18 protein-coding genes are annotated in these 22831 nt (G+C 71.2%); 8 read left to right on the top strand and 10 right to left on the bottom strand.

What is annotated here, in order from left to right:
* Positions 1-3: 3 nt before the first annotated feature.
* On the bottom strand, positions 4-669 hold the full coding sequence (locus ACZ58V_RS12670) for an HAD family hydrolase (RefSeq protein WP_468190458.1): 666 nt from the start codon (positions 667-669) through the stop codon (positions 4-6).
* A gap of 74 nt (positions 670-743) precedes the next feature.
* Positions 744-1259 (bottom strand): DUF6912 family protein, encoded by a 516-nt coding sequence (locus tag ACZ58V_RS12665; protein ID WP_471289982.1) that lies wholly within the window; start codon positions 1257-1259, stop codon positions 744-746.
* 615 nt (positions 1260-1874) lie between these two features.
* On the opposite strand from ACZ58V_RS12665, the gene ACZ58V_RS12660 reads away from it, so the two are divergent.
* A complete protein-coding gene (locus tag ACZ58V_RS12660; protein ID WP_471290678.1) occupies positions 1875-2597 on the top strand; it encodes an Rv3235 family protein in 723 nt (240 codons plus the stop codon).
* A gap of 109 nt (positions 2598-2706) precedes the next feature.
* Here the strand turns inward: ACZ58V_RS12660 and secA are convergent, their stop codons facing one another.
* Complete coding sequence (secA, locus tag ACZ58V_RS12655; RefSeq protein ID WP_471289980.1) at positions 2707-5553, bottom strand: preprotein translocase subunit SecA; 2847 nt, start codon at positions 5551-5553, stop codon at positions 2707-2709.
* A 277-nt stretch (positions 5554-5830) separates the two neighbouring features.
* Between secA and ACZ58V_RS12650 the strand changes: the two genes are divergently transcribed.
* A complete protein-coding gene (locus ACZ58V_RS12650; protein ID WP_468190464.1) occupies positions 5831-6400 on the top strand; it encodes a GNAT family N-acetyltransferase in 570 nt (189 codons plus the stop codon).
* A gap of 210 nt (positions 6401-6610) precedes the next feature.
* Positions 6611-7783 (top strand): winged helix-turn-helix domain-containing protein, encoded by a 1173-nt coding sequence (locus ACZ58V_RS12645; RefSeq protein ID WP_468190466.1) that lies wholly within the window; start codon positions 6611-6613, stop codon positions 7781-7783.
* 3 nt (positions 7784-7786) lie between these two features.
* Here the strand turns inward: ACZ58V_RS12645 and ACZ58V_RS12640 are convergent, their stop codons facing one another.
* The 7 genes from ACZ58V_RS12640 to mtnA form a co-directional block, all read right to left on the bottom strand.
* A complete protein-coding gene (locus ACZ58V_RS12640; protein ID WP_471289977.1) occupies positions 7787-8533 on the bottom strand; it encodes a response regulator in 747 nt (248 codons plus the stop codon).
* A 205-nt stretch (positions 8534-8738) separates the two neighbouring features.
* Positions 8739-9434, bottom strand: coding sequence for a ribosome hibernation-promoting factor, HPF/YfiA family (gene hpf, locus ACZ58V_RS12635; protein ID WP_189724019.1), 696 nt, complete (start codon positions 9432-9434; stop codon positions 8739-8741).
* A 313-nt stretch (positions 9435-9747) separates the two neighbouring features.
* The gene (locus tag ACZ58V_RS12630; protein ID WP_468190471.1) at positions 9748-10647 is read right to left on the bottom strand and encodes a ComF family protein; all 900 of its coding nucleotides are present in this window, start codon (positions 10645-10647) and stop codon (positions 9748-9750) included.
* A gap of 167 nt (positions 10648-10814) precedes the next feature.
* Positions 10815-12647: an LpqB family beta-propeller domain-containing protein gene (locus ACZ58V_RS12625; RefSeq protein ID WP_468190473.1), complete on the bottom strand. Its 1833-nt coding sequence runs from the start codon at positions 12645-12647 to the stop codon at positions 10815-10817.
* Positions 12637-14895, bottom strand: coding sequence for an MtrAB system histidine kinase MtrB (mtrB, locus tag ACZ58V_RS12620; protein WP_468190474.1), 2259 nt, complete (start codon positions 14893-14895; stop codon positions 12637-12639). The genes ACZ58V_RS12625 and mtrB overlap by 11 nt, the downstream gene beginning before the upstream one ends.
* A gap of 1 nt (position 14896) precedes the next feature.
* On the bottom strand, positions 14897-15586 hold the full coding sequence (mtrA, locus tag ACZ58V_RS12615) for a two-component system response regulator MtrA (protein WP_009188938.1): 690 nt from the start codon (positions 15584-15586) through the stop codon (positions 14897-14899).
* Positions 15587-15786: 200 nt separating this feature from the next.
* Entirely contained in the window at positions 15787-16938 is a 1152-nt protein-coding gene (gene mtnA / locus ACZ58V_RS12610; protein ID WP_468190477.1) for an S-methyl-5-thioribose-1-phosphate isomerase, read from the bottom strand.
* A gap of 140 nt (positions 16939-17078) precedes the next feature.
* On the opposite strand from mtnA, the gene ACZ58V_RS12605 reads away from it, so the two are divergent.
* The 5 genes from ACZ58V_RS12605 (at position 17079) to ACZ58V_RS12585 (ending at position 22710) form a co-directional block, all read left to right on the top strand.
* Positions 17079-18443 carry a DUF7847 domain-containing protein gene (locus ACZ58V_RS12605; protein ID WP_471289973.1) on the top strand — a complete coding sequence of 455 codons (1365 nt, stop codon included), beginning with the start codon at positions 17079-17081 and terminating at the stop codon, positions 18441-18443.
* Between the two features lie 61 nt (positions 18444-18504).
* Complete coding sequence (locus ACZ58V_RS12600) at positions 18505-19218, top strand: DUF4129 domain-containing protein (protein ID WP_468190481.1); 714 nt, start codon at positions 18505-18507, stop codon at positions 19216-19218.
* On the top strand, positions 19215-20411 hold the full coding sequence (locus tag ACZ58V_RS12595; RefSeq protein ID WP_471289971.1) for a DUF4350 domain-containing protein: 1197 nt from the start codon (positions 19215-19217) through the stop codon (positions 20409-20411). Before ACZ58V_RS12600 ends, ACZ58V_RS12595 begins: the two co-directional genes overlap by 4 nt.
* A complete protein-coding gene (locus ACZ58V_RS12590) occupies positions 20411-21400 on the top strand; it encodes an AAA family ATPase (protein ID WP_471290677.1) in 990 nt (329 codons plus the stop codon). Before ACZ58V_RS12595 ends, ACZ58V_RS12590 begins: the two co-directional genes overlap by 1 nt.
* Positions 21400-22710 (top strand): DUF58 domain-containing protein, encoded by a 1311-nt coding sequence (locus ACZ58V_RS12585; RefSeq protein ID WP_468190485.1) that lies wholly within the window; start codon positions 21400-21402, stop codon positions 22708-22710. Before ACZ58V_RS12590 ends, ACZ58V_RS12585 begins: the two co-directional genes overlap by 1 nt.
* The last annotated feature ends 121 nt before the right edge of the window (positions 22711-22831 follow it).

Here is a 22831-nt window from a genome sequence, read left to right as displayed (position 1 = left end):
CGGTCAGGCCGCGAGCCGCTCCGCCTCCGCCACGGCCTCCTCCAACGTGTCCACCACAGGCACGCCCACCGCTTCAAGACTCACCCGACTGTGCGACCCACCGGTGTACAGCACGGCCCGAGCCCCCACGTGCAGCGCAGCCACCGCGTCATCCGCCGCATCCCCGATCACCACGGTCCGCCCCGGCTCCACCCCCGACAGCGACGCGAGATGCCGCACCATGTGCTCGGCCTTGCTGCCCCCGGACGGCCCGGTCCGCCCGTCCACCCGTATGAAGTGCGACTCGATCCCGAACCCCCGCACCAACGGCACAAGCTCCTCGTGCCCATACATACTCAGAATCGACTGACTGCGCCCCGCCGACCGCCACCCCGACAACAGCTCCACGGCGCCCGCCGTCAGCCCGCAGGTCACCCGATGCTCGGCGTAGTACCGATGGAAGATGTCATCCATGAGCTGCCACTCAGCCTCGGTCGGCAGCCGCCCCATCAACCGCTCGTAGAACTTCGGCACCGGCACGCAGTACAGCTCCCGGTACTTCTCCAGCGTCAGCGTCTCCAGCCCCAGCTCGGCGAACGCCGCGTTCGTCGCCCCGATGATCGCGTCGATGTCATGGAACAGCGTCCCGTTCCAGTCCCAGACAATGTGCGCGCCCGTCTTCATCCCCATGCCTGAAAACGTACCCGCCCCCACTGACAATCAAGAGAACGGCGCCTCAACGCGCCCCCCGTTGCCCGGGCCTCTCAGTCCTCCTGCCCCACCAGGTTCGGGATCTCCTGCGTGGCGAACCACAGCAGCTCGTGATCCTCGGCACCGTCCACGACGAACTGCGCGTCGTCGTCCCCGGCATCCGCCGCCCCCAGCGCCGCGGCAGCCGCCGTCACATCCGCCTCCGCGTCATCCGCGTCGACATGCACCGAAGCCGCCCTGGCCAGCGCCACGGCCCCCGAGACCCGTACCTCCCCCAGCGCCGCCTGATCGAGCCCCCGGTCGGGATCGGCATTCGCGGCCCGGTCGGGCACGTCCACGGCCACCACGACCCGGCGCCGCGGCACCCCCGGCTCGATCGCCAGCAGCCGCAACGAGGCCAGCGCGGCCCGGTTCAGCGCCGCGTACTCCAGTTCCTCGATGTCGTCGGAGACGTACCACTCGCGCAGCGCGGGCGTCACGGCGTACGCCACGAACGGCCCGGCTCCCAGCTCACCCGTTTTGTACGCCTCGGCGAGACCGGGGAGGGTCAGGGGCACGTAGACACGCATGGCTGGCCGCTTTCGTGGTCGGTTCAGGTCAGAGGGCTCGGGAAGGCCCCGGAGGGCCTCCAGGATACGTGCGGGGGTCCCCTTTCGAGTCCCGGCCCGTGACGCCGGACGCGTCCACCCCGGGCCCGGAATTCACCCGGCACACCCCCGCCCTGACGGGCCCCTCAGCCCCCGGATCACCCGGATAGGTGAACATTCCGGCGCCCGCGGCCCGAGGCCCATTTCCTTGCCCCTGCCCCCGTCCGCCCTATACAAGATCACCAACCCGAAGTTACTCACCGGTATCAACCGGCCCACGAAACGGGGACCCCCATGCACAAGGTCATGACCAGGGCACAACACCGCCCGACCGGCCACCCTCCGGCGCACCCCGACCCCCACCGCCCCGGCGACACCACCTCACGCACTCCCAACAGCACCACCCCGAGCACCCCCGGCGACACCGCTCCGCGAACTCCCGGAGACACCGCTCGGCGAACTCCTGGCGGCACCGCTCGGCGAACTCCTGGCGGCACCGCTCGGCGAACTCCTGGCGGCACCTCCTCACACACCCCCGACAGCACCGCCCTGCGCACCCCCGGCGGCACCTCCTCACACACCCCCGACAGCACCGCCCTGCGCACCCCCGGCAGCACCACCCCGGGCACCCCCAGCAGCACCGCCTCACACACACCCTGCGACACCGCTCCACACACCCCCAGCAGCACCACCCCACGCACCCCCGGCGACACCACCCCGCGCCCGCCCGGCGGCGCAGCCCCTCCGCGCACGCCCGGCGGAGGCCCCACCCGCACCACGGCCGCAGGAGGCCGTCCCCCGGCCCCCGGCCGCGCCAAGACCGCCCACACCCGCCCCGCGGACAACCGCCCACCGACCCCCTCCCGCACCCGCACACCCCGCACAGGCACCCGCGCAACACCCCGGCCGACGCCACGCACCCCCACGGACACCGCACCCCGCGTCCCGGCCCAGAGCCCCCGTCGGCCGATCCCTCAGCCGCTGCTCCCCACCGACCTGTTCGCCGACCTCCTGCTCGCCGTCCTCAGCGGCCGTCGCCCCGTCCACTCGATGCTCCGCCACACCCGGGGCCGCGCCTACGACGAACTGGCCTGGCTCGCCGAGCGCGGCCCCCTGCGCACCCGCGGCGCCCGCCCCGTCATCCGGGACATCGGCTGGTTCGAACCCCGCGCCGGCGCCATCGAGGCCTTCGCCCGCATCGGCGCCGGCGACCGGCTCCGCGCCATGGCCTTCCGCCTGGAACTCGGCCAGGACCTCCGCTGGCGCTGCACGGCGGTAGAACTGGGCGGCCCCCGCCCGCCCCAGGCGGAGGCCGACTGAGGGACGCGTCGGCCGAGGTCGCGGACGCCCGGCCGAACCACCCCAAGCCGAAGGGCCGGACACCCTCGGGTGTCCGGCCCTTCAAGCCGCTACGGCGCCTCAGCCACCGTCACTTCTTACGGCGCCCCCGGCCCCGCGCCTGCTTCCGGCGCTCCGCGCGCGTGAGGCCGTCGGACTCGGAACGCGCCGGCTCGCCGTCCTCGGTGAAGTCGCCCTCGATGGTGCCGCCCTCACCGTCGACCGTCGGCGCGGAGAAGTGGAGGTTGCGCCGCTGCGGGACGTCGAGCCCCTTGGCACGGATCTCCGGCCGGGAGCCCGCCTGCGCCGGCACCGCGTCCTGCTTCTCCAGATCGGCCACCGGCTTGGTGTCCTCGACCGGGACCTCCTCGACCTGCTGCTCGACCTGGACCTCCAGGTTGAACAGGTAGCCGACGGACTCCTCCTTGATGCCCTCCATCATGGCGGTGAACATGTCGAAGCCCTCGCGCTGGTACTCGACCAGCGGGTCCTTCTGCGCCATCGCGCGCAGGCCGATGCCCTCCTGGAGGTAGTCCATCTCGTAGAGGTGCTCGCGCCACTTGCGGTCCAGGACCGACAGCACGACCCGGCGCTCCAGCTCACGCATGATCTCGGAGCCGAGCTGCGCCTCACGCTCCTCGTACTGCTCGTGGATGTCGTCCTTGATGGAGTCGCCGATGAACTCGGCGGTCAGCCCGGCCCGGTCGCCGGCCGCCTCCTCCAGCTCCTCGACCGTGATCTTGGACGGGTAGAGCTGCTTGAAGGCACCCCACAGCCGGTCGAGGTCCCAGTCCTCGGGGAAGCCCTCGGCGGTCTCTGCCTGGACGTAGGCGTCGATGGTGTCGTCCATGAAGTGCTGCACCTGCTCGTGCAGGTCCTCGCCCTCCAGGACGCGGCGCCGCTCGCCGTAGATGACCTCACGCTGGCGGTTGAGGACCTCGTCGTACTTGAGGACGTTCTTACGGGTCTCGAAGTTCTGCTGCTCGACCTGCGACTGGGCGGAGGCGATCGCGCGCGTGACCATCTTGTTCTCGATCGGCACGTCGTCCGGGACGTTCGCCATCGACATCACGCGCTCGACCATCTGGGCCTTGAACAGCCGCATCAGGTCGTCGCCGAGCGAGAGGTAGAAGCGGGACTCGCCCGGGTCGCCCTGACGGCCGGAACGACCGCGCAGCTGGTTGTCGATCCGCCGCGACTCGTGGCGCTCGGTGCCCAGCACGTAGAGCCCGCCGAGCTTCTCGACCTCGTCCTTCTCGGCCTGGACGGCCTTCTCGGCCCGCTTGAGCGCCTCGGGCAGGGCGTGCGCCCACTCCTCGATGTGCTCCTCGGGGTCGAGACCGCGCTGGCGCAGCTCCGCCTCGGCGAGGTCCTCGGGGTTGCCGCCGAGCTTGATGTCCGTACCACGACCGGCCATGTTGGTGGCCACCGTGACTGCGCCCTTGCGGCCGGCCTGGGCGACGATCGTCGCCTCACGGTCGTGCTGCTTGGCGTTCAGCACCTCGTGCTGGATGCCGCGCTTGCTGAGCTGCTGCGAGAGGTACTCGGACTTCTCGACCGAGGTGGTGCCGACGAGGATCGGCTGGCCCTTGCGGTGCTTCTCCTCGATGTCGTCGACGACGGCCTCGAACTTGGCGACCTCGGTCCGGTAGATCAGGTCCGACTGGTCCTTGCGGACCATCGGCCGGTTGGTCGGGATCGGCACCACGCCGAGCTTGTAGATCTGGTGGAACTCGGCGGCCTCGGTCATGGCCGTACCGGTCATGCCGGCCAGGCCGTGCTCTTCCTTGCCGTTGTGGTCGTAGCGCTTGTACAGGCGGAAGAAGTTCTGGAGGGTGATCGTGGCGAGCGTCTGGTTCTCGTCCTTGATCGGCACCCCCTCCTTCGCCTCGATCGCCTGGTGCATGCCCTCGTTGTAGCGGCGGCCGGCGAGGATACGTCCGGTGTGCTCGTCGACGATCATGACCTCGTCGTCGATGATGACGTAGTCCTTGTCCTTCTTGAAGAGCTCCTTGGCCTTGATGGCGTTGTTCAGGTAGCCCACCAGAGGCGTGTTCACCGACTCGTAGAGGTTGTCGATGCCCAGCCAGTCCTCGACCTTGCTGACGCCGGACTCGTGGATGGCGACCGTGCGCTTCTTCTCGTCGACGTCGTAGTCGCCGGTCTCCTCGATGCCCTTGAGCGGCTGGCCGGCCTCGCCGCGCTTGAGGCGCTTGACCAGCTTGGCGAAGTCGCCGTACCACTTGGTGGCCTGGTCGGCCGGGCCGGAGATGATCAGCGGAGTACGGGCCTCGTCGATGAGGATGGAGTCGACCTCGTCGACGATGGCGTAGTTGTGGCCGCGCTGGACGAGCTCGTCCTGGGACCACGCCATGTTGTCGCGCAGGTAGTCGAAGCCGAACTCGTTGTTCGTGCCGTAGGTGATGTCGCAGGCGTACTGCTCACGGCGCTGAGCCGGCGTCATGTTGGCGAGGATGCAGCCGACCTCGAGGCCCAGGAACCGGTGGACGCGGCCCATCATCTCGGAGTCGCGCTCGGCCAGATAGTCGTTGACCGTGATGATGTGGACGCCCTTGCCGGACAGGGCGTTCAGATACGCCGGCAGCGTGCCGACGAGGGTCTTGCCCTCACCGGTCTTCATCTCTGCCACGTAGCCCATGTGCAGGGCGGCGCCACCCATCATCTGCACGTCGTAATGACGCTGGCCGAGGACGCGCTTGGCGGCCTCGCGGACGGTGGCGAACGCCTCGGGCAGCAGGTCGTCCAGGGTCTCGCCGTCGGCGTAGCGCTGCTTGTACTCATCGGTGAGGGCCCGCAGCTCGGCGTCGGAGAGGTCGACGAAGTCCTCTTCGATGGATGCGACCTGGTCCGCGATGCGGTGCAGCTTGCGCAGGATCTTGCCTTCGCCTGCACGCATGATCTTCGAGAGGACGGACACGGGGGTTGGTCTCCTTGCCGGTCGGGCCTGGGACGGTCGGTTACCACTTGACTTACTGAGCAACGGCCATCGTATGCGAGGACCCCACCGCGCCGGGAGGGCCTGCCGTGACGGCGACCGTGCGCTGCTTCAATTCTGATTCGTCTGCTTCACAGGGGACAACGTCCGGGCGCCGCGGATAGTGCCGCGCCCCCGACCGAATTAAGCGAAGCGTGACAAGACGCTCACCCACCGCAAACAGATGGCACCTTCGACGACCTCCGAGCAGAATCGGCCGATGGACCCCGTCACCCTCACCACGGACCGCCTCCTGCTGCGCGCGGTCGGCCCCCAGGACACCGACGCGGTGTACGACGCCTGCCAGGACCCCGACATCCAGCGCTGGACCACGATCCCCTCGCCCTACCTGCGCGAGCACGCCCAGGGTTTCACGGAACAGATGGTCCCGGACGGCTGGGCGGACGGGTCCATGTTCACTCTCGGCGTCTTCCTCCACTCCGGAGAACTGGCGGGCATGCTCGGCATCACCATGCACGCCCTGGGCGTCGGCGAGATCGGCTTCTGGGCCACCAAGCAGCACCGCGCCAACGGCTACATCACGGAGGCCGTCCTCACCACCTGCCGCTGGGCCTTCGTCCACGCCGCGCTCGACCGCGTCGAATGGCGCGCCGAGGTGGGCAACCGCGCCTCCCGCGCCGTGGCGGAGCGCTCCGGCTTCACCATCGAGGGCACCCTGCGCGCCGCCGTCAACAACAAGGGAGTACGCCGAGACTCCTGGGTAGGCTCCCTCCTCCCCTCAGACCTGAGCCTCCCGTCAACGGCCCCGTACTTGCCTGCGCCCGCCTAGCTGCGCCGCTCAGCTGCGGGCAATCGTGCCTCCCCCAGTGCCTCAAGGGCCTGGGAGGTGCCCCCAGGGCGGCACGGGCGGGCGGTGGGGGGAGGCACCCCGCTCCGCCGGGCTGCGCACCCACCCCGCCCCGGCGGCAACGCCAGCACCAGACACCCAACCCCGCAGGTCACGCCCCATTGTCAGTCCCACCCCCTATCGTGCGGACCCATGACCACCCCGCGCCCCACCGCAGAGCTCTCCGCAGACGAGGCCCGCCGCTTGGCGCTCCGCGCCCAAGGCTTCCTCGGCGCCCCAGACCGCCGCTCCGGCGTCCGCGGCACCCTCCGCCACCTGGGCGCGATACAGCTCGACACCATCTCGGTCCTGGCCCGCTCCCACGAGCTCGTCCCCTACGCCCGCCTGGGCGCGGTAGGCCGGAGAACAGTCGAGAACGCCTACTGGAAAGACACTCACGCCTTCGAGTACTGGTCCCACGCGGCCTGCATCCTCCCCATCGAGGAGTGGCCCCACTTCGCCTTCCGCCGCCGCGCCTACCGCAACCGCCCGCACTGGAACCACGACCTCCCGGACGGTGTCTACGACCAGGTCATCAAGCAGCTCCGCTCCGAAGGCCCCCTCACCGCGACGGAGTTGGGCGGCGCGAAGAAGACGAACGACTGGTGGGACTGGTCCGGCACGAAGGTCGCCGTCGAACGCGCCCTGATGTACGGCGAGGTGGTCTGCGTCGAGCGCCGCGGATGGAAGCGCCTCTACGACCTCGCCGAGCGTGCCGTCCCGCAGCCCTTGTTGCACGACGAACTCGACGACACCGAGTGCGTACGCCGCCTGGTCCGCCTGGCAGGCCAGTCCCTCGGCGTCGGCACCCGCGCGGACATCGCCGACTACCACCGCCTCAAGGGCGAACAGGTCGACGCGGTGATCGCCGACTCGGGCCTGGTCCCGGTCACGGTCGAGGGCTGGTCCAAGCCGGCCTGGGCCGACCCCGCGGCCCTGGAGACACCTCCGCGCGGCCGCCACCGCACCACCCTCCTGTCGCCCTTCGACTCCCTGATCTGGGAGCGGGCGCGCACGGAGCGGATCTTCGGCTTCACCCACCGCCTGGAGGCCTACGTCCCCAAGCAGAAGCGGGTGTACGGCTACTTCGCGATGCCGGTCCTGGCCGGCGGCCGGCTAGTCGGCCGCGTGGACCCGGCCCGCGAGGGCGGCACGCTGGTGGCCAGGCAGGTCACGCTCGACGGCCCGAAGGCGGTCCCGGCGGTCGCCCAGGCCCTGGCCGAGGCGGCGACCTGGGTGAACTGCACGGACGTACGCGTGGAGCGGGTCGACGCACCACACCTGCGCGAGCCTCTCGTGAGGGAACTCGCCCGGACGGCCGCCTGACCGTCAGCGAATCTCGAGAATCTTCTCCCGCATCGCGTATACCACCGCCTCCATCCTGGAGTGCAGCTGCAGCTTCTCCAGGATGTTGCGCACATGGTTCTTCACGGTGTTCTCGGAGATGAACAACTCCTTGGCGATGTCACGGTTGTTCATCCCCGTCGCGACGAGTTTGAGGACTTCGAGTTCGCGGTCCGTCAGCCGCGGCGCGGGCACCAGCCGGCGTTCGTCCGTGCGCTGGATCATCGACTTGAACTCGGTGAGCAGCTTCGACGCCATGGACGGGCTGATCTGCGACTGCCCGTCGGCCACCGCGCGAATGGCGGTGGCCACCTCGTCCGTCGAGATCTCCTTGAGGAGATAGCCGGTCGCACCCGCCTTGATGGCGTCGTAGAGATCGGCTTCCTCGTCGCTGATCGTCAGCATGATGATCTTGGCGCTGGGTGCGACTTCCTTGATGGAGGTGCACGCCTCGATCCCGCCCCGCTTGGGCATCCGCACGTCCATCAGAACGATGTCGGGCAGCAGGTCGGCGGCCTTCTCGACGGCCTCGGCGCCGTCGCCGGCCTCCCCGATGACCTGGATGTCCTCCTCGGCCGCGAGCACGATCTCCAGGCCACGGCGGAACAGGGCGTGGTCGTCCACCACAAGGACCCTGATCGGTTCCTTGCGTGGAGAGTCCGTGTCCGGGCCCATGGCGACGACGCCGTCGCCGGCATCCTCGTCACGCATCGGTCCGAAGCTGTCCGCCATCGTTCCTCCCCCTGAAGGCTGCGGCCTGTGTTCCTGAGCCATCGCCAACCCAGAGCAACGACCCACCGGTTGGGTCGTGGCCACCATGATTTCATGCCCGGACGGCACCGGGACGACCGAGCGGGGCGCGCAGTGGTCGCACAGGGGTGCCCCTGGGGGCGCACACGCGCTCCAGGGGCACCTGCTCCGCTGTCACCCAGCACGGTCAGCCGCCGAGCGCACCGCCCGCATCGGGGGCGTGCACCTGTGTGACCATCGTGTCCGTGCTGAGGTGGATCACGCCGTAGTCGTAGGCGTGCCGTCGGTAGACGACACTCGGTTCCTTGGTCTCGGAGTCGACGAACAGGTAGAAGTCGTGCCCGACCAGCTCCATCTCGTAGAGAGCCTGGTCGAGGGTCATGGGCGCTGCGACGTGGGTCTTCTCGCGGACGACGATGGGGCCGTCACCCTGTACTTCCAGTGAGCCGATCTTCTTCGTGGGCACGGCTGCCGGCTCTTCCTCCGGGGTCGGCACCAGGCCGTTGCCGTTGAGCGTCGCCACGCCCGGGACGTGATCGGCGACCTCGGCGGCCGGGATCCGGCGCGAGCCACGACGCGAGAACCGCTTGTCGTGTTGCCTGCGCAGCCGGGCTTCCAGCTTCTCCGCCGCCAGGTCGAGCGCCGCGTACGGATCGCTCGCCGCTGCCTCCGCCCGGATCACCGGACCGCGGGAGCGGAGCGTGATCTCCACTCGGTCACAGCGGTCGGCCTGCCGAGGGTTGGGCTCCTTGGACACCTCGACGTCGAGGCTGATCACCTTGCCATCGAGCTTCTGGATCTTCTCCAGCTTCAGCTTCTCGGCCACGTGCTTCCGGAACCGCTCGGGCACCTCGGTCTTGCGGCCCTTGACGACGATGTCCACGCAGAACTCCGTTCCCGGATCACTCCGCTTCGGTGCGGAGCATCTCCCTTTTGCACCAGGTTCCGGTGAGGCCCGGAACCTCGGACACTCGGTGACTTCCACCTCCTCCCCCGTGAGCGAGATCTCCACTCCACCGTCGCGAGTGATGAAGAAAAACCCGCAGCACGGCATTCGGTTTTGAGAGGCGTGGCCTGCGGCTTTCCCTCTCAACCGAACATATCTCGCCCGGACGGATGTCGTCACCCTCTACTGCGGCGTACCTCCGTTCAGGTGAATAGGCCCTCTCGTTACCTGCAACGACGCAAGTTCTCAGTCAGTTCCGGTTTATTTCGAAAGAGTCCGGCGATGCCGCGACCACAGCCGCGCACACCACGTCAACGACTCCGCCGTCGCCGCCCGCGCCCGTGATTCCCTGCCGGGCGGGCCATCGGCCCGTCCCCTCTCGCGTTGATCCGACGTTCTGTTCTTCTCTGCTTTCCCACGTCTCTCCCCTGTACACGGCCCCAGTTCCCGCAGCGTTCGAAACCAGCCCCGCCGTCGACCGCACGGCCCGCGCGGCTTCCGCCAGGGACGCCCCCGTGGTCATCACGTCGTCGACGAGGACGACCAGGCCCTCGGAGAGCAGCCGGGCACCACCGGGCGCCACCGCCAGCGCGCCCGCGAGATTGTCCAGCCGCTGCCGTGAGTTGAGCCCCGACTGGTCGGCCACGACCCGCCGCTGCCGCAGCACGCCGAGCGCCCTGGCCGGCACCCCGCTCCGCCGCAGCTCACCCGCCGCCGCGAGCGCGATCCGCCGCGCCGGGTCATGCCCCCGGGCCCGCACGGCCCGCCGCCCGGACGGAACGGGCACGAGCAGTACAGGCGCCCCGCTGCCCCGCGGCCACGCCTCTCCTGCCCCCGGCCAGGACCCCCTCCGCGCTCCTGGAAGCCCCGCCCGTACCGCTCCCGCCAGAGCAGCCCCGAGCGGACCGGCGAGCGCCAGAGCACCTCGTTCCTTGTGGGCCAGCAGCGTCGCCCGGACTTCGTCCGCGTACCGCGCCGCCGCGTGCACCACGGGCAGCCCGGGTGGCTCCGGCACCGGCCGCACCCGATGCGCCACGGCTCCGCTCAGCACCGCACGGCACTTCGCGCACAGCACCGTACGAGGCGCCCCGCAGCCCCCGCACTCGCCCGGCAGCACCAGGTCGGTGAGGTCCTGCCACCAGCCCCGCATGGCCACCACTGTGCCAACAGCGAGGGCACCCGGCCACCCCTGTGGATAACTCCCTGTGGACAACGCGTCGCCCCGAGCCGACGGCCGGCTTCCACCGGCCCCGCCAGGACCCACCGCATCCCATCGGGACGCCTCACCCCGGACAAACCGGCGCTATGAACCGGCGCTCACCCCGGATATACCGGCGCCGTCCCCTCCGTCACCTTCTGCCACTGCGCGCCCGACGGCAGCCGGACGATGCCGTCCACCGAGTACGCCACCAGCGGCAGCCGGTCGTCCTCGGCGGCGGTGACCTCCTTGACGCCGGTCAGAGCGGCGGGCGCCGGCACGTCCGGCGTGGAGCCGTCGACCTGGACGTACCGCATCTGCTCCACGCCCCCGTGCTCGCGCCCGACCACCACGAGCCGGCTGTCCCCGGCCCACGACATGGCTGTGACCTCCTCCAACTCCGGCGTCGCGGAGCGAAGTTCGACCACCCTGACGGCCGGCTCCTCGCCCGGCTTCTCCTCCCGCTCGATCAGCCCGATGAGCAGGGTCTTCTTGCCGCCCTTCTCCACGACGAGCGCGATCCGCACCCCGTCGGCGGCCACCCGCACGGACTGGATCCGCCCGTCCAGGTGCGGTGTGCGCACCTCCAGCGGATCGCCCTTGCCCTCCTCGAGCAGCAGCAGCCGGGGGTTGTCCGGGTCACGGTCGGCCACCCACAGGCCGTCGTCCGCGTCCCAGCTCGGGGTCGTCAGCCGGTCCTCCTCGGTCCGGCCCTGGCTGCGCAGCACCGGCTCGCCCAGCGAACCGCCCGAGACCAGCGAGCCCACGTACAGCGACCTGCCGTCGAGGCCGACACCGGCCGCGGTGTGCTCGTCGCGCGACACCGCCACCGACCGCAGCGCCGTGTCGCCCTCGCCCAGCGCCCCCGGCGCCGTGTCGGGCTTGGTGTCGCTGCTGCCCGCCGGGATCCGTACGAGCCGGTCCTTGGCATCGACGAAGTACAGGTAGTCGGGGTGGCGCGCCGAGGTCCGGAAGGCCGCCGCATCGGCCGCTTCCTGCGTGAGCGAGCACAGCTCGGCCCCGCCGGCCCGCAGCGCGACCTCGTCCACCGCGGGGCTGAGGTTCCGCAGCGTGAAGAGCGTCTGGGCCGCCATCTCCTGGCACCTGTTGGTGCCGATGCCCGCGGCCTTGTCGTTGAGCGGGACCGTCAGCTTGTTCCGCTCGTCGGGCGTCAGCGCTCCGGCGTTCTTCGCCAGCGCCGTACCGGTGGGGACGCTCGACCTGACCACGGGCCCGAGCCACCGGGTGGGCCCGTTGAGCAGGGAGCGCACCATCTGCGTCGTGGGATCCACGCGGCGACGGATGTAGACAGGGTCGGCGACCGCCGTTGGCTGCGTGTTCGCCCCGGCCGCCATGGTGTTGGAGGCGAAGTAGTACTTGCTGACGGACATGTAGTTGCGCTGGAAGTCCGACTGCCCCATGAGGACGCCCTGGGGCAGCGCGTCGATCCGCCACTGCCCGCTCTTCTCGTCCTGCGTCAGGTGCACGGTCCTGCCGTAGGCCCCGGTCGCGGGCGCGTACGACTGCTGCGCGTCCACGGTGGCCACCTTGGTGCCGGTGAGCGTGTACGAGATCTCGCCGGTGTCCTCCCGGCCGCCGGCGCCCTCGGCCTTGGCACCCGGCCCGTCCGTGAGCACCGTGGTGGACAGCTCCGGCCGCCAGGTCTTCGCGGCCTCGCCGGTCAGGTACTGGCGCGCGGTCTTGTAGTGCGGATCGTCGCTGGTGAGCGCCTCCAGGAAGCCCTGCACGATCTCCGAGGGCGGCGCGTCCTCCCCCGGCGGCACGGCGAACACCCGCACCTGGGTGTCCTGGCGCGGTGTCGACTCCACGCCCCGCAGATCCCCGCTGTCCGGCATCGAGGCACACCCCGCCAGCACCAGCACGCCACCGGCGGCGTACGCCATCACGCGCGCGGGCGTACGCCGACCGCGCCCCTCGCGGTCAGCGCCCACGAGATGCCTCCCCTTGCCTGTCCGCTTCTCCCGGCTCGGCTTCCCTGCCCGAGCCCGCGGAGCCGTTGTCCTTGTCCCGCGGCCCGCTCCCGACCGATTCCCGGGGCGTCCCCGCAGGGCCACTGCCGGCCCCGTCACGAGCCGTTCCGGCCGGTTCACCCGCACCCTCGTCACGAGCCGTCCCCGCCGTACCACCCACACCGACCGTGCCCGCCGGGCCCTCGCCACGGGCCGACTGCTCCCCTGCCCCCGGACCGTCCGGCCGCCGCGTGCCCGAGGCGGGCCGCGGCACCACACGCGCGCCGTTGCCGGGCAGCGCCGTCGGATCGGCCGTGGGAGCCACGGTGGACGCCCGCGGCGGTATCGGGTTCCGCGCCGGCCCCGGCGCCACCGGACCGCCCGCAGGCTGTGCCGGCACGGTCGCCCGTTTCTCGCCGTCCCCGCCGCCGCAGGGCAGACCCGCGTCGTCCAGCCCCCGGTTGCGCCGTGAGTCCTTGGGCTCCAGCGGTATCGGGGAGCCCCGCAGCGGCTCGTCCGCGGTCCTGGGCAGCGTCAGCCGGAACTGCGAGCCGCCGCCCGGCTCACCCCACGCCTGCAGCCAGCCGCCGTGCAGCCGCGCGTCCTCCAGGGCGATGGACAGCCCCAGCCCCGTACCACCCGTGGTACGCGCGCGTGCCGGATCGGCCCGCCAGAAGCGGCTGAACACCCGGGTCGCCTCACCCGGCTTCAGCCCGACCCCGTAGTCCCGCACCGCTACGGCGACCGCGCCGCCGGCCGCGGCGAGCTTGACGACGACGTCCCTGCCCTCGCCGTGCTCGACGGCGTTCACGACGAGGTTGCGCAGCACGCGCTCCACGCGCCGGGCGTCGGCCTCGGCGACGACGGGCTGCTGGTCGCCGAAGACCCGGATCTGCGTGCCCTTGCGCTCCGCGAGCGGCTCAGCCCCGCTGACCACGCGCCGCACGACGTCCCTGAGGTCTATCGGCTCGGCCTCCAGCGCCGCGGCACCCGCGTCGAACCGGCTGATCTCCAGCAGGTCCGCGAGCAGCGACTCGAACCGGTCCAGCTGGTCGGCGAGCAGCTCCGCCGACCGCGCGGTGATCGGGTCGAAGTCCTCCCGCGCCTCATGGATGACATCCGCCGCCATCCGTACGGTCGTCAGCGGCGTACGCAGCTCGTGCGACACGTCCGACACGAACCGGCGCTGCATACGCGACAGGTCCTCCAGCTGGCTGATCTTCAGCTGAAGGTTCTGGGCCATCTTGTTGAAGGCCTCGCCGAGCCGCGCGATGTCGTCCTCGCCGGTGACCTTCATACGTTCCTGAAGCCGCCCGGCCGACAGCCGCTCGGCGATCCCCGCCGCCATCCGCACCGGCGTGACGACCTGGCGCACCACGAGCCAGGCGATGGCCCCGAGCAGCACCACGACGAACAGCCCGGCCGTCGCCAGAGTCCCCTTGACCAGGCTCAGCGACTTCTCCTCCTGGGTGAGCGGGAAGAGGTAGTAGAGCTGGTACGGATCGCCGTTCGGGTCGTTGACCTGCTTGCCGATGACCAGGGCGGGCTGGGAGTCCTTGGTGTCGTTGTTGTAGATGACCCGGCTGTAGCTCTGCGCGGCCGTCGTACTGCTGCCGATCCGCTCCCGCAGCGCCGCGGGCACGCTCTTGCTCCAGTCCACCTCACCGGAAGCACGCGGACCGCGCCCGCCGGCCCCGTCGGCGTCGGAAGCCGGGAGCGTGACCACGTCAAAGGCTCCCTGCCCGCCGCTGGACAGCGAGGAGACCAGATCACTCATCCACTGGATGACGTTCTGCGCGGGACGGCCGTCCGCCGTGGCGACATCGTCGCCGGTCCCGCTCGCCGCCTCGTCGGCCCGCTGCTTGGCCACGGCGAACCCGCCGGTGGCCTGGCTCTGGGACGCCTTCACCTTGGCGTCCAGCAGGCCGTTGCGCACCTGCCCGATGACGACGAAGCCCAGCAGCAGCACCACGCCCAGCGACATCAGCAGCGTCGTGACGACGACCTTGAGCTGAATGTTGCGCCGCCACAGCCGCATGACGGGCAGCAGCGGCCGGCGCACCCACCGCATGAACAGGCGGATGACCGGACTGCCCTGGACCCCGCCCTGGAGCAGCAGCCCGCTCTCCAGGAACCGTCCCCAGCGGGAACCCGCCTTCTTCCGCCCGACAGGCCGCCCCGGGCGGGCCCCGGACCGTCCGGGCGCCGAAGCGGCACTGTCGCCGGACATGTCAGCTCGGTCCTGCCTTGTACCCGACACCACGGACGGTCACCACGATCTCCGGCTTCTCCGGGTCCTTCTCGACCTTGGAGCGCAGCCGCTGCACATGCACGTTGACCAGCCGCGTGTCCGCCGCGTGCCGGTAGCCCCACACCTGCTCCAGCAGCACCTCGCGCGTGAACACCTGCCACGGCTTGCGCGCGAGCGCGACCAGCAGGTCGAACTCCAGCGGCGTCAGCGCGATCGACTGCCCGTCCCGCTTCACGGAGTGCCCGGCCACGTCGATGACCAGGTCACCGATGGCGAGCTGCTCCGGAGCGGGCTCCTCCGACCTCCGCAGCCGCGCCCGGATCCGGGCGACCAGTTCCTTCGGCTTGAACGGCTTCACGATGTAGTCGTCGGCACCCGACTCCAGGCCCACCACGACGTCGACCGTGTCGCTCTTCGCCGTGAGCATCACGATCGGCACCCCGGACTCCGCCCTGATCAGACGGCACACCTCGATGCCGTCCCGACCGGGCAGCATCAGGTCCAGCAGCACCAGATCGGGCTTGGCCTCACGGAAAGCGGCCAGCGCCTTGTCACCGTCGGCCACGAAAGACGGCTCAAAACCCTCACCACGCAACACGATGCCGAGCATCTCGGCCAGTGCGGTGTCGTCGTCGACGACAAGGACTCGTCCCTTCATAAACGACATCATCCCATTCTCATAACAGTGGCGAAGGCAGTGGTGAGGTAGGTCACCGGCCAGTGACCATAGTCGCAGCAAGCGCCACTGTCTGCCCTCGCCCGCCCATAGTTGATCTCCACGACGCCCGCCGACCGGGCCCCGGCACAGGGGCGTGGGACGCGACAGCCGGAGCCCGCCCGCCCCGCCCCACGCTCCGGCAGCCGTCCGACTCAGCCCGTCGTCACCCTCCGCGACCGCGCACACACCTCGGCGAGCGCCTCCGCCGTCACCGGCGAAACCACCCCCTCCTCCGTGACGATCGCCGTCACCAGCTCGGGCGGGGTCACGTCGAACGCCGGGTTGTACGCCTGCGTCCCCAGCGGCGCCACGGGAATGCCGCCCCCCGCCTCCTGCGCACCGGCGACCGGCACCTGCGGCGCCACCACCTCGGTCACCTCGTGACCGGGACGCTGCTCGACCTCGATGGACGCCCCGTCCGGGGTGTCCGGATCCACCGTCGTCACCGGCGCCACCACGATGAACGGCACATGGTGGTACCGCGCGAGCACCGCCAGCGGATAGCTCCCCACCTTGTTCGCCACCGAACCGTCCGCCGTGATGCGGTCCGCCCCGATCAGCACCGCGTCCACCTCCCCGGCGGCGAACAGCGACCCCGCCGCGTTGTCGGTGAGCAGCGTGTACGCCATCCCGCTGCGCGCCGCCTCGTACGCCGTCAGGCGAGCGCCCTGCAGCAACGGACGCGTCTCGTCCACCCACAGCCGCCGGAGCCTGCCCACCCGGTGCGCCGCGAGCGCCACCGCGAACGCCGTCCCCTCCCCGCCCGACACCAGCGAACCGGTGTTGCAGTGGGTGAGGATCCGGTGCCCGCCACCGGGCAGCAGCTCGTCCAGGAGCGTCAGCCCGTGCTGGGCCATCCGCGCACTGGCCTCGGCGTCCTCCCGGTGCAACTGCCGCGCCGCCGCCAGCGCCGCCGACGCCGCCTGCCGGACATCACCGCCCTTGGCGAGCGCCGCCTCGTGGGCCGATTGCGCCCGGCGCACACCGAGGGCCAGGTTCACCGCGGTCGGCCGGGCACTCGCCAGCGCGGCCGCGGCCTCGTCCACGTCGAAGCCCCGCACGGCGGCGAGCGCGACACCGTACGCCCCCGCGATACCGAGCAACGGCGCCCCGCGCACGGAGAGCGAGCGGATCGCCTCCACCAGCGCCGACGCGTCCGTACAGACCAGTTCGACCTCCTCGGCCGGCAGCCTCGTCTGGTCGAGAAGGACCAGAACGGGTCCTTCCGGTGGCTCCTCCCAACGGATCGCGGGGATCTCGGTCGGCCGCTTGTCATCGCCGCTGTACGCGTACTGATCAGCCATGCCGTCAGTCTGCCCCCTGTCGAGCGGACAATTGAAGGTACGCAGCCCATACCGCGGCCGGTCATTCCAAGACCACCCCATGGCACGATGGCTGCCAACCTGCCGCCGCGACCGCGGACGGGCACCGTGAAGGAGCGACGATGAACGACACTCCGGGCTGGGCCTCGCCCGGATCCGCCCCGTCCGACGGGCAGAAGCCGGACCAGTCCGGCCCTGCCGAGCCCACCGACCGCCCCGGCCCCGCACAGCCCGCGGACCAGCCCGGCCAGGCCCCGCAGGGCCCCGGCCCGCAGTGGTCCAAGGACCAGCCGCCACCCGCCCAGTGGTCCGCCCCCAGCAGCCCGACCGTCCCCGGCCAAGCTCCCCCACCACCACCCGGCCCGGGCTGGGGCACCCAGCCCCCCGGCGGCCACGGCCCAGCCGGATACGGCCCTGGCGGCCCCGCAGCCCCCGGCGGATACGGCGGATACGGGCCCCCCGGCGGCTGGGGAAGCGGCTGGGGCGGCCCCCCGCCCGCCGCCAAGCCCGGCATCATCCCGCTCCGCCCGCTCGGCGTGGGCGAGATCCTCGACGGCGCCGTCTCCACCATGCGCACCTACTGGCGCACTGTCCTGGGCATCTCCCTGACCGTCGCGGTCCTCACCGAGATCATCGTCGTCCTGTTCCAGGGCCTCGTCCTCGACGACTCCAGCACCCGGGCCCTCAACGACCCGAGCGCCACCCTCAGCGAGCTGAGCCGCGCCATGAGCGACGCCCTGCTCAACTCCAGCGTCGTCTTCGTGATCTCCCTGGTCGGCACCGTCATCGCGACCGCACTGCTCACCACCGTCACCAGCCGCGCCGTACTCGGTAAATCGGTGACCCTCGGCGAGGCCTGGCGGGACGCCCGCCCTCAGATCGTCAAACTGTTCGGCCTCATCTGCCTGTTGCTGCTCATCACCGCCGGTATCGTCACCGCCGGCACCCTGCCCGGCATCCTCGTCACCATCTCCGGGAGCACCGGCGCGGGCGTCGCCCTCACCGTCCTGGGCGTCATCGGCGCCGGCATCGTCGCCCTCTGGCTGATGATCCGCTTCTCCCTGGCCTCGCCCGCCCTGATGCTGGAGAAGCAGGGCATCAAGAAGGCCATGAGCCGCTCCGCGAAGCTGGTCCAGGGCACCTGGTGGCGGATCTTCGGCATCCAGCTGCTCGCCACGATCATCGCGAACGTCGTCGCCTCGATCATCGTCATCCCGTTCACCTTCCTCGCCGCGGCCCTCAGCGGCGACGGCGTCACCGGCTGGCTCAACAGCGGCGGCGCCGACCTCGGCTGGACGTTCCTCATCGTCAGCGGCATCGGCGCGGTGATCGGCTCCATGATCACCTTCCCGATCACCGCGGGCGTCACCGTGCTCCTCTACATCGACCAGCGCATCCGCCGCGAGGCCCTCGACCTCGAACTGGCCCGCGCCGCAGGTGTCCAGGACTACGGCTCCCACGCCCCCGGCGCCACCCCGGGGAGCTGATGCGGTGAGCTGGGCGGGGGAACCTCTCACAACGGCACTGCCACGCACCGCCATACGCACGATGCTGCACGCCGGCGACACCTCCGTACTGTCGTCGGCGCGCTCCACCGACGAGCCGCCCCTCACCACCCCACGCGACCCCGCGCGCGAGGCGGCCCGACGCGAGCTGTCCAAGCGGATGTACCACGAGAACGACCCCAGCCTCTTCCAGCGCGCCCTCGACGCCTTCTGGGACTGGCTCGGCAAACTGTTCAACGCCGCCTCGTCCGCAACACCCGGCGGCACACTCGGCCTGGTCGTCATCATCCTGGCCGTCGTCGCGGTCCTGGGCGCCCTGTGGTGGCGCCTGGGCACCCCGCGCCGCCAACCCACCTCGTCCGCCGCCCTGTTCGACGACCGCCCCCGCAGCGCCGCCGACCACCGCGCCGCCGCCGAGGCACACGCCGCCCAGGGCCACTGGAACCAGGCCGTCCAGGAACGCATGCGGGCCCTCGTCCGCGCCCTGGAGGAACGCGCACTCCTCGACGTCCGCCCCGGCCGCACCGCCGACGAGGCCGCCGCCGAAGCCGGCCGGGCCCTGCCCGCCCACACCGACCGACTACGCGCCGCGGCCCGGGACTTCGACGACGTGACGTACGGCGGCCGCTCGGCGACCGAGCAGTCGTACCACCGCATCGCCGAACTCGACCGCGACCTGGAACGCACCAAGCCCCAGCTCGCCACCAGCAGCGCCCACAGCACGGCCCCCCACACCCGCCAGGGAGCCGCCGAATGACCACCGAGGCCACGCTCCCGTCCACCTCGGCCTCGCCCACCGCCCGCCAGGTGTGGACCCGCACGCGCGGTGTCGCGCTCGCCCTCGTACTGCTCGTCGCGGGAGCCATCGCCATCGCCGTGATCCGCTCCGACGCCCGCCACGGCGAACTCGACCCGCGCTCCGTCGACCCCAACGGCAGCCGCGCCGTCGCCGAACTCCTCGCCGACCGGGGCGTGGACACCCGCGTGGTGACCACCCTGGACGAGGCAGCCGCCGCATCCGGCCCGGACACGACCCTCCTGGTCGCCACCCCCGACCTGCTGACCCGAGGTCAGCAGTCCCGCCTGCACGACTCGTTCGCCGGCTCCGGCGGCCGCACCGTCCTGGTCGCCTCCGGCAGCGCCTCCGTCGAACGGCTCGCCCCCGGCGTCACCGCCGACCCCGCCACCAGCCTCGACTCGACGCTCGCCCCCGACTGCGACCTGCCCGCCGCCCAGCGCGCCGGCACCGCCGACACGGGCGGCGTCCGCTACAGCACCACGCACCTCGACGCCGACCAGTGCTACCCCAGCGAGCGCCTGGCCACCCTGCTGCGCATCCCGGACACGACCGGGAACGGCGACACCGTCGCCCTCGGCGCACCCGACATCCTCCTCAACGACCGCCTCGACCAGCAGGGCAACGCCTCGCTCGCCCTCCAACTCCTCGGCTCCCGACCCCATCTGGTCTGGTACCTCCCCTCGCTCTCCGACACGTCGGCCACCGGCACCGACGACGAACGCGGCTTCTTCGACCTGCTCCCCTCGGGCTGGCTCTGGGGCACCCTGCAACTCTTCATCGCCACAGCCCTGGCCGCCCTCTGGCGGGCACGCCGACTCGGCCCCCTCGTGCCCGAAAAACTCCCCGTCGCGATCCGCGCCTCCGAAACCGCCGAAGGACGCGCCCGCCTCTACCGCAAGGCCGACGCCCGCGACCGCGCGGCAAACGCTCTTCGCTCCACGACCCGCACCCGCCTCGCCCCCCTCACCGGCGTCCCCGTCACCCAGGCGCACACGCCCGAGGCCCTGCTCCCCGCCCTGTCCGCCCACCTCCACGGCGACGGACAGGACCTGCACGCACTCCTCTTCGGACCACCGCCCAGCGACGACGCAGCACTCATCGCACTCGCCGACCGACTCGACGCCCTCGAAAGAGAGGTACGCCGTCCATGATGGACCCGACCACTGACAACGCCGGGCAGACCGGGGACCCGGGCACCGCCCGAGCCGCCCTGGAGGCCCTGCGCGCCGAGATCGCCAAGGCCGTGGTCGGCCAGGACCCCGCCGTGACCGGCCTCGTCGTCGCCCTGCTCTGCCGCGGCCACGTCCTCCTCGAAGGCGTCCCAGGCGTCGCCAAGACCCTCCTGGTCCGCGCCCTCGCCTCCGCCCTCGAACTCGACACCAAGCGCGTCCAGTTCACCCCCGACCTCATGCCGAGCGACGTGACGGGCTCCCTGGTCTACGACACCCGCAGCGCCGAGTTCTCCTTCCAGCCCGGCCCGGTCTTCACCAACCTCCTCCTCGCGGACGAGATCAACCGCACGCCCCCCAAGACCCAGTCGTCCCTCCTGGAAGCCATGGAGGAACGCCAGGTCACGGTCGACGGCGCTCCCCGCCTCCTCCCCGACCCGTTCCTGGTCGCAGCGACCCAGAACCCGGTGGAGTACGAAGGCACCTACCCCCTCCCGGAAGCCCAGCTGGACCGCTTCCTCCTCAAACTCACCATCCCCCTCCCCTCCCGCCAGGACGAGATCGACGTCCTCACCCGTCACGCCGATGGCTTCAACCCACGCGACCTCCACGCCGCCGGCGTACGCCCCGTAGCGGGCCCCGCCGACCTGGAGGCAGCCCGCGCGGCGGTCGCCAAGACGGCCATCTCCCCGGAGATCACCGGCTACGTCGTCGACATCTGCCGCGCCACCCGCGAGTCGCCGTCCCTCACCCTCGGCGTCTCCCCCCGAGGCGCCACGGCCCTCCTTGCCACCGCCCGCGCCTGGGCCTGGCTGACAGGCCGCGACTACGTCATCCCGGACGACGTGAAGGCCCTGGCCCTCCCCACCCTCCGCCACCGCGTACAACTCCGCCCGGAGGCCGAAATGGAAGGCGTGACAGCCGACTCCGTCATCAACGCGATCCTCACCCACGTCCCCGTCCCCCGCTGATGGCACTCACCGGACGCGCCGCCCTCCTCGCGGCCCTGGGCTCCCTCCCCGTCGGCATCTGGGAACCCGGTTGGACGGGCATCCTGGCGGTCAACGCACCCCTGGCCGTGGCCTGCGCCTGCGATTTCGCGCTGGCGGCCCCGGTACGACGCCTGGGCCTGACCCGCTCCGGAGACACCTCCGTACGCCTGGGAGACACAGCGGACGTGACTCTCACGATCACCAACCCGTCCCGCCGCCCCCTCCGCGCCCAGCTGCGCGACGCCTGGCCCCCCAGCAGTTGGCTGCCAGGCACGGAAACGACGGACTCCCGCCACCGCCTCACCGTCCCCGCAGGCGAACGCCGACGCGTGACAACCCGCCTCCGCCCCACCCGCCGAGGCGACCGCCAAGCCGACCGGGTCACCATCCGTTCCTACGGCCCCCTCGGCCTCTTCGCCCGCCAGGGCACCCACAAGGCCCCCTGGACGGTTCGCGTCCTGCCCCCGTTCACCAGCCGCAAGCACCTGCCCTCAAAACTGGCCCGCCTCCGCGAACTGGACGGCCGCACCAGCGTGCTCACCCGCGGCGAGGGCACCGAGTTCGACAGCCTCCGCGAGTACGTCCCCGGCGACGACACCCGCTCCATCGACTGGCGCGCCACAGCCCGCCAGTCCACGGTCGCCGTACGCACCTGGCGCCCCGAACGCGACCGCCATATCCTCCTGGTCCTCGACACCGGCCGCACCTCGGCAGGCCGCGTGGGCGACGCGCCCCGCCTCGACGCCTCCATGGACGCGGCCCTCCTCCTCGCAGCCCTCGCCTCCCGCGCCGGCGACCGCGTCGACCTCCTCGCCTACGACCGGAAGGTCCGCGCCCTCGTCCAGGGCCGCACAGCAGGCGACGTCCTTCCGTCCCTGGTCAACGCGATGGCCACACTCGAGCCGGAGCTCGTCGAAACGGACGCCCGAGGCCTCACAGCCACAGCCCTCCGTACATCACCCCGACGCTCCCTGATCGTCCTGCTCACCACCCTGGACACGGCCCCCATCGAAGAAGGCCTGCTCCCGGTCCTCTCCCAGCTCACTCAGCGCCACACCGTCCTGCTGGCATCGGTGGCAGACCCGCACATCACCGAAATGGCCAGAGCACGCGGAAACACCGACGCCGTCTACCAGGCCGCCGCAGCAGCCCAGGCACAGTCCGAACGCCACCGCACGGCAGATCAACTCCGCCGTCACGGCGTCACAGTCGTGGACGCGACACCGGACGACCTCGCGCCGGCACTGGCAGATTCGTACTTGGCATTGAAGGCAGCCGGACGCCTATGACATTCAGGGCCCCGCGAGGGGCCCTGAAACGCAGAAAACCCCGTGCCGAATGGCACGGGGTTTTCTTTCAATGATTGTTCGGCGGCGTCCTACTCTCCCACAGGGTCCCCCCTGCAGTACC

Source organism: Streptomyces sp. NPDC040589 (assembly GCF_055594445.1).
The sequence above is the reverse complement of the archived record's forward strand: the minus strand, read 5'-3'. Positions and strand labels throughout refer to the sequence as shown.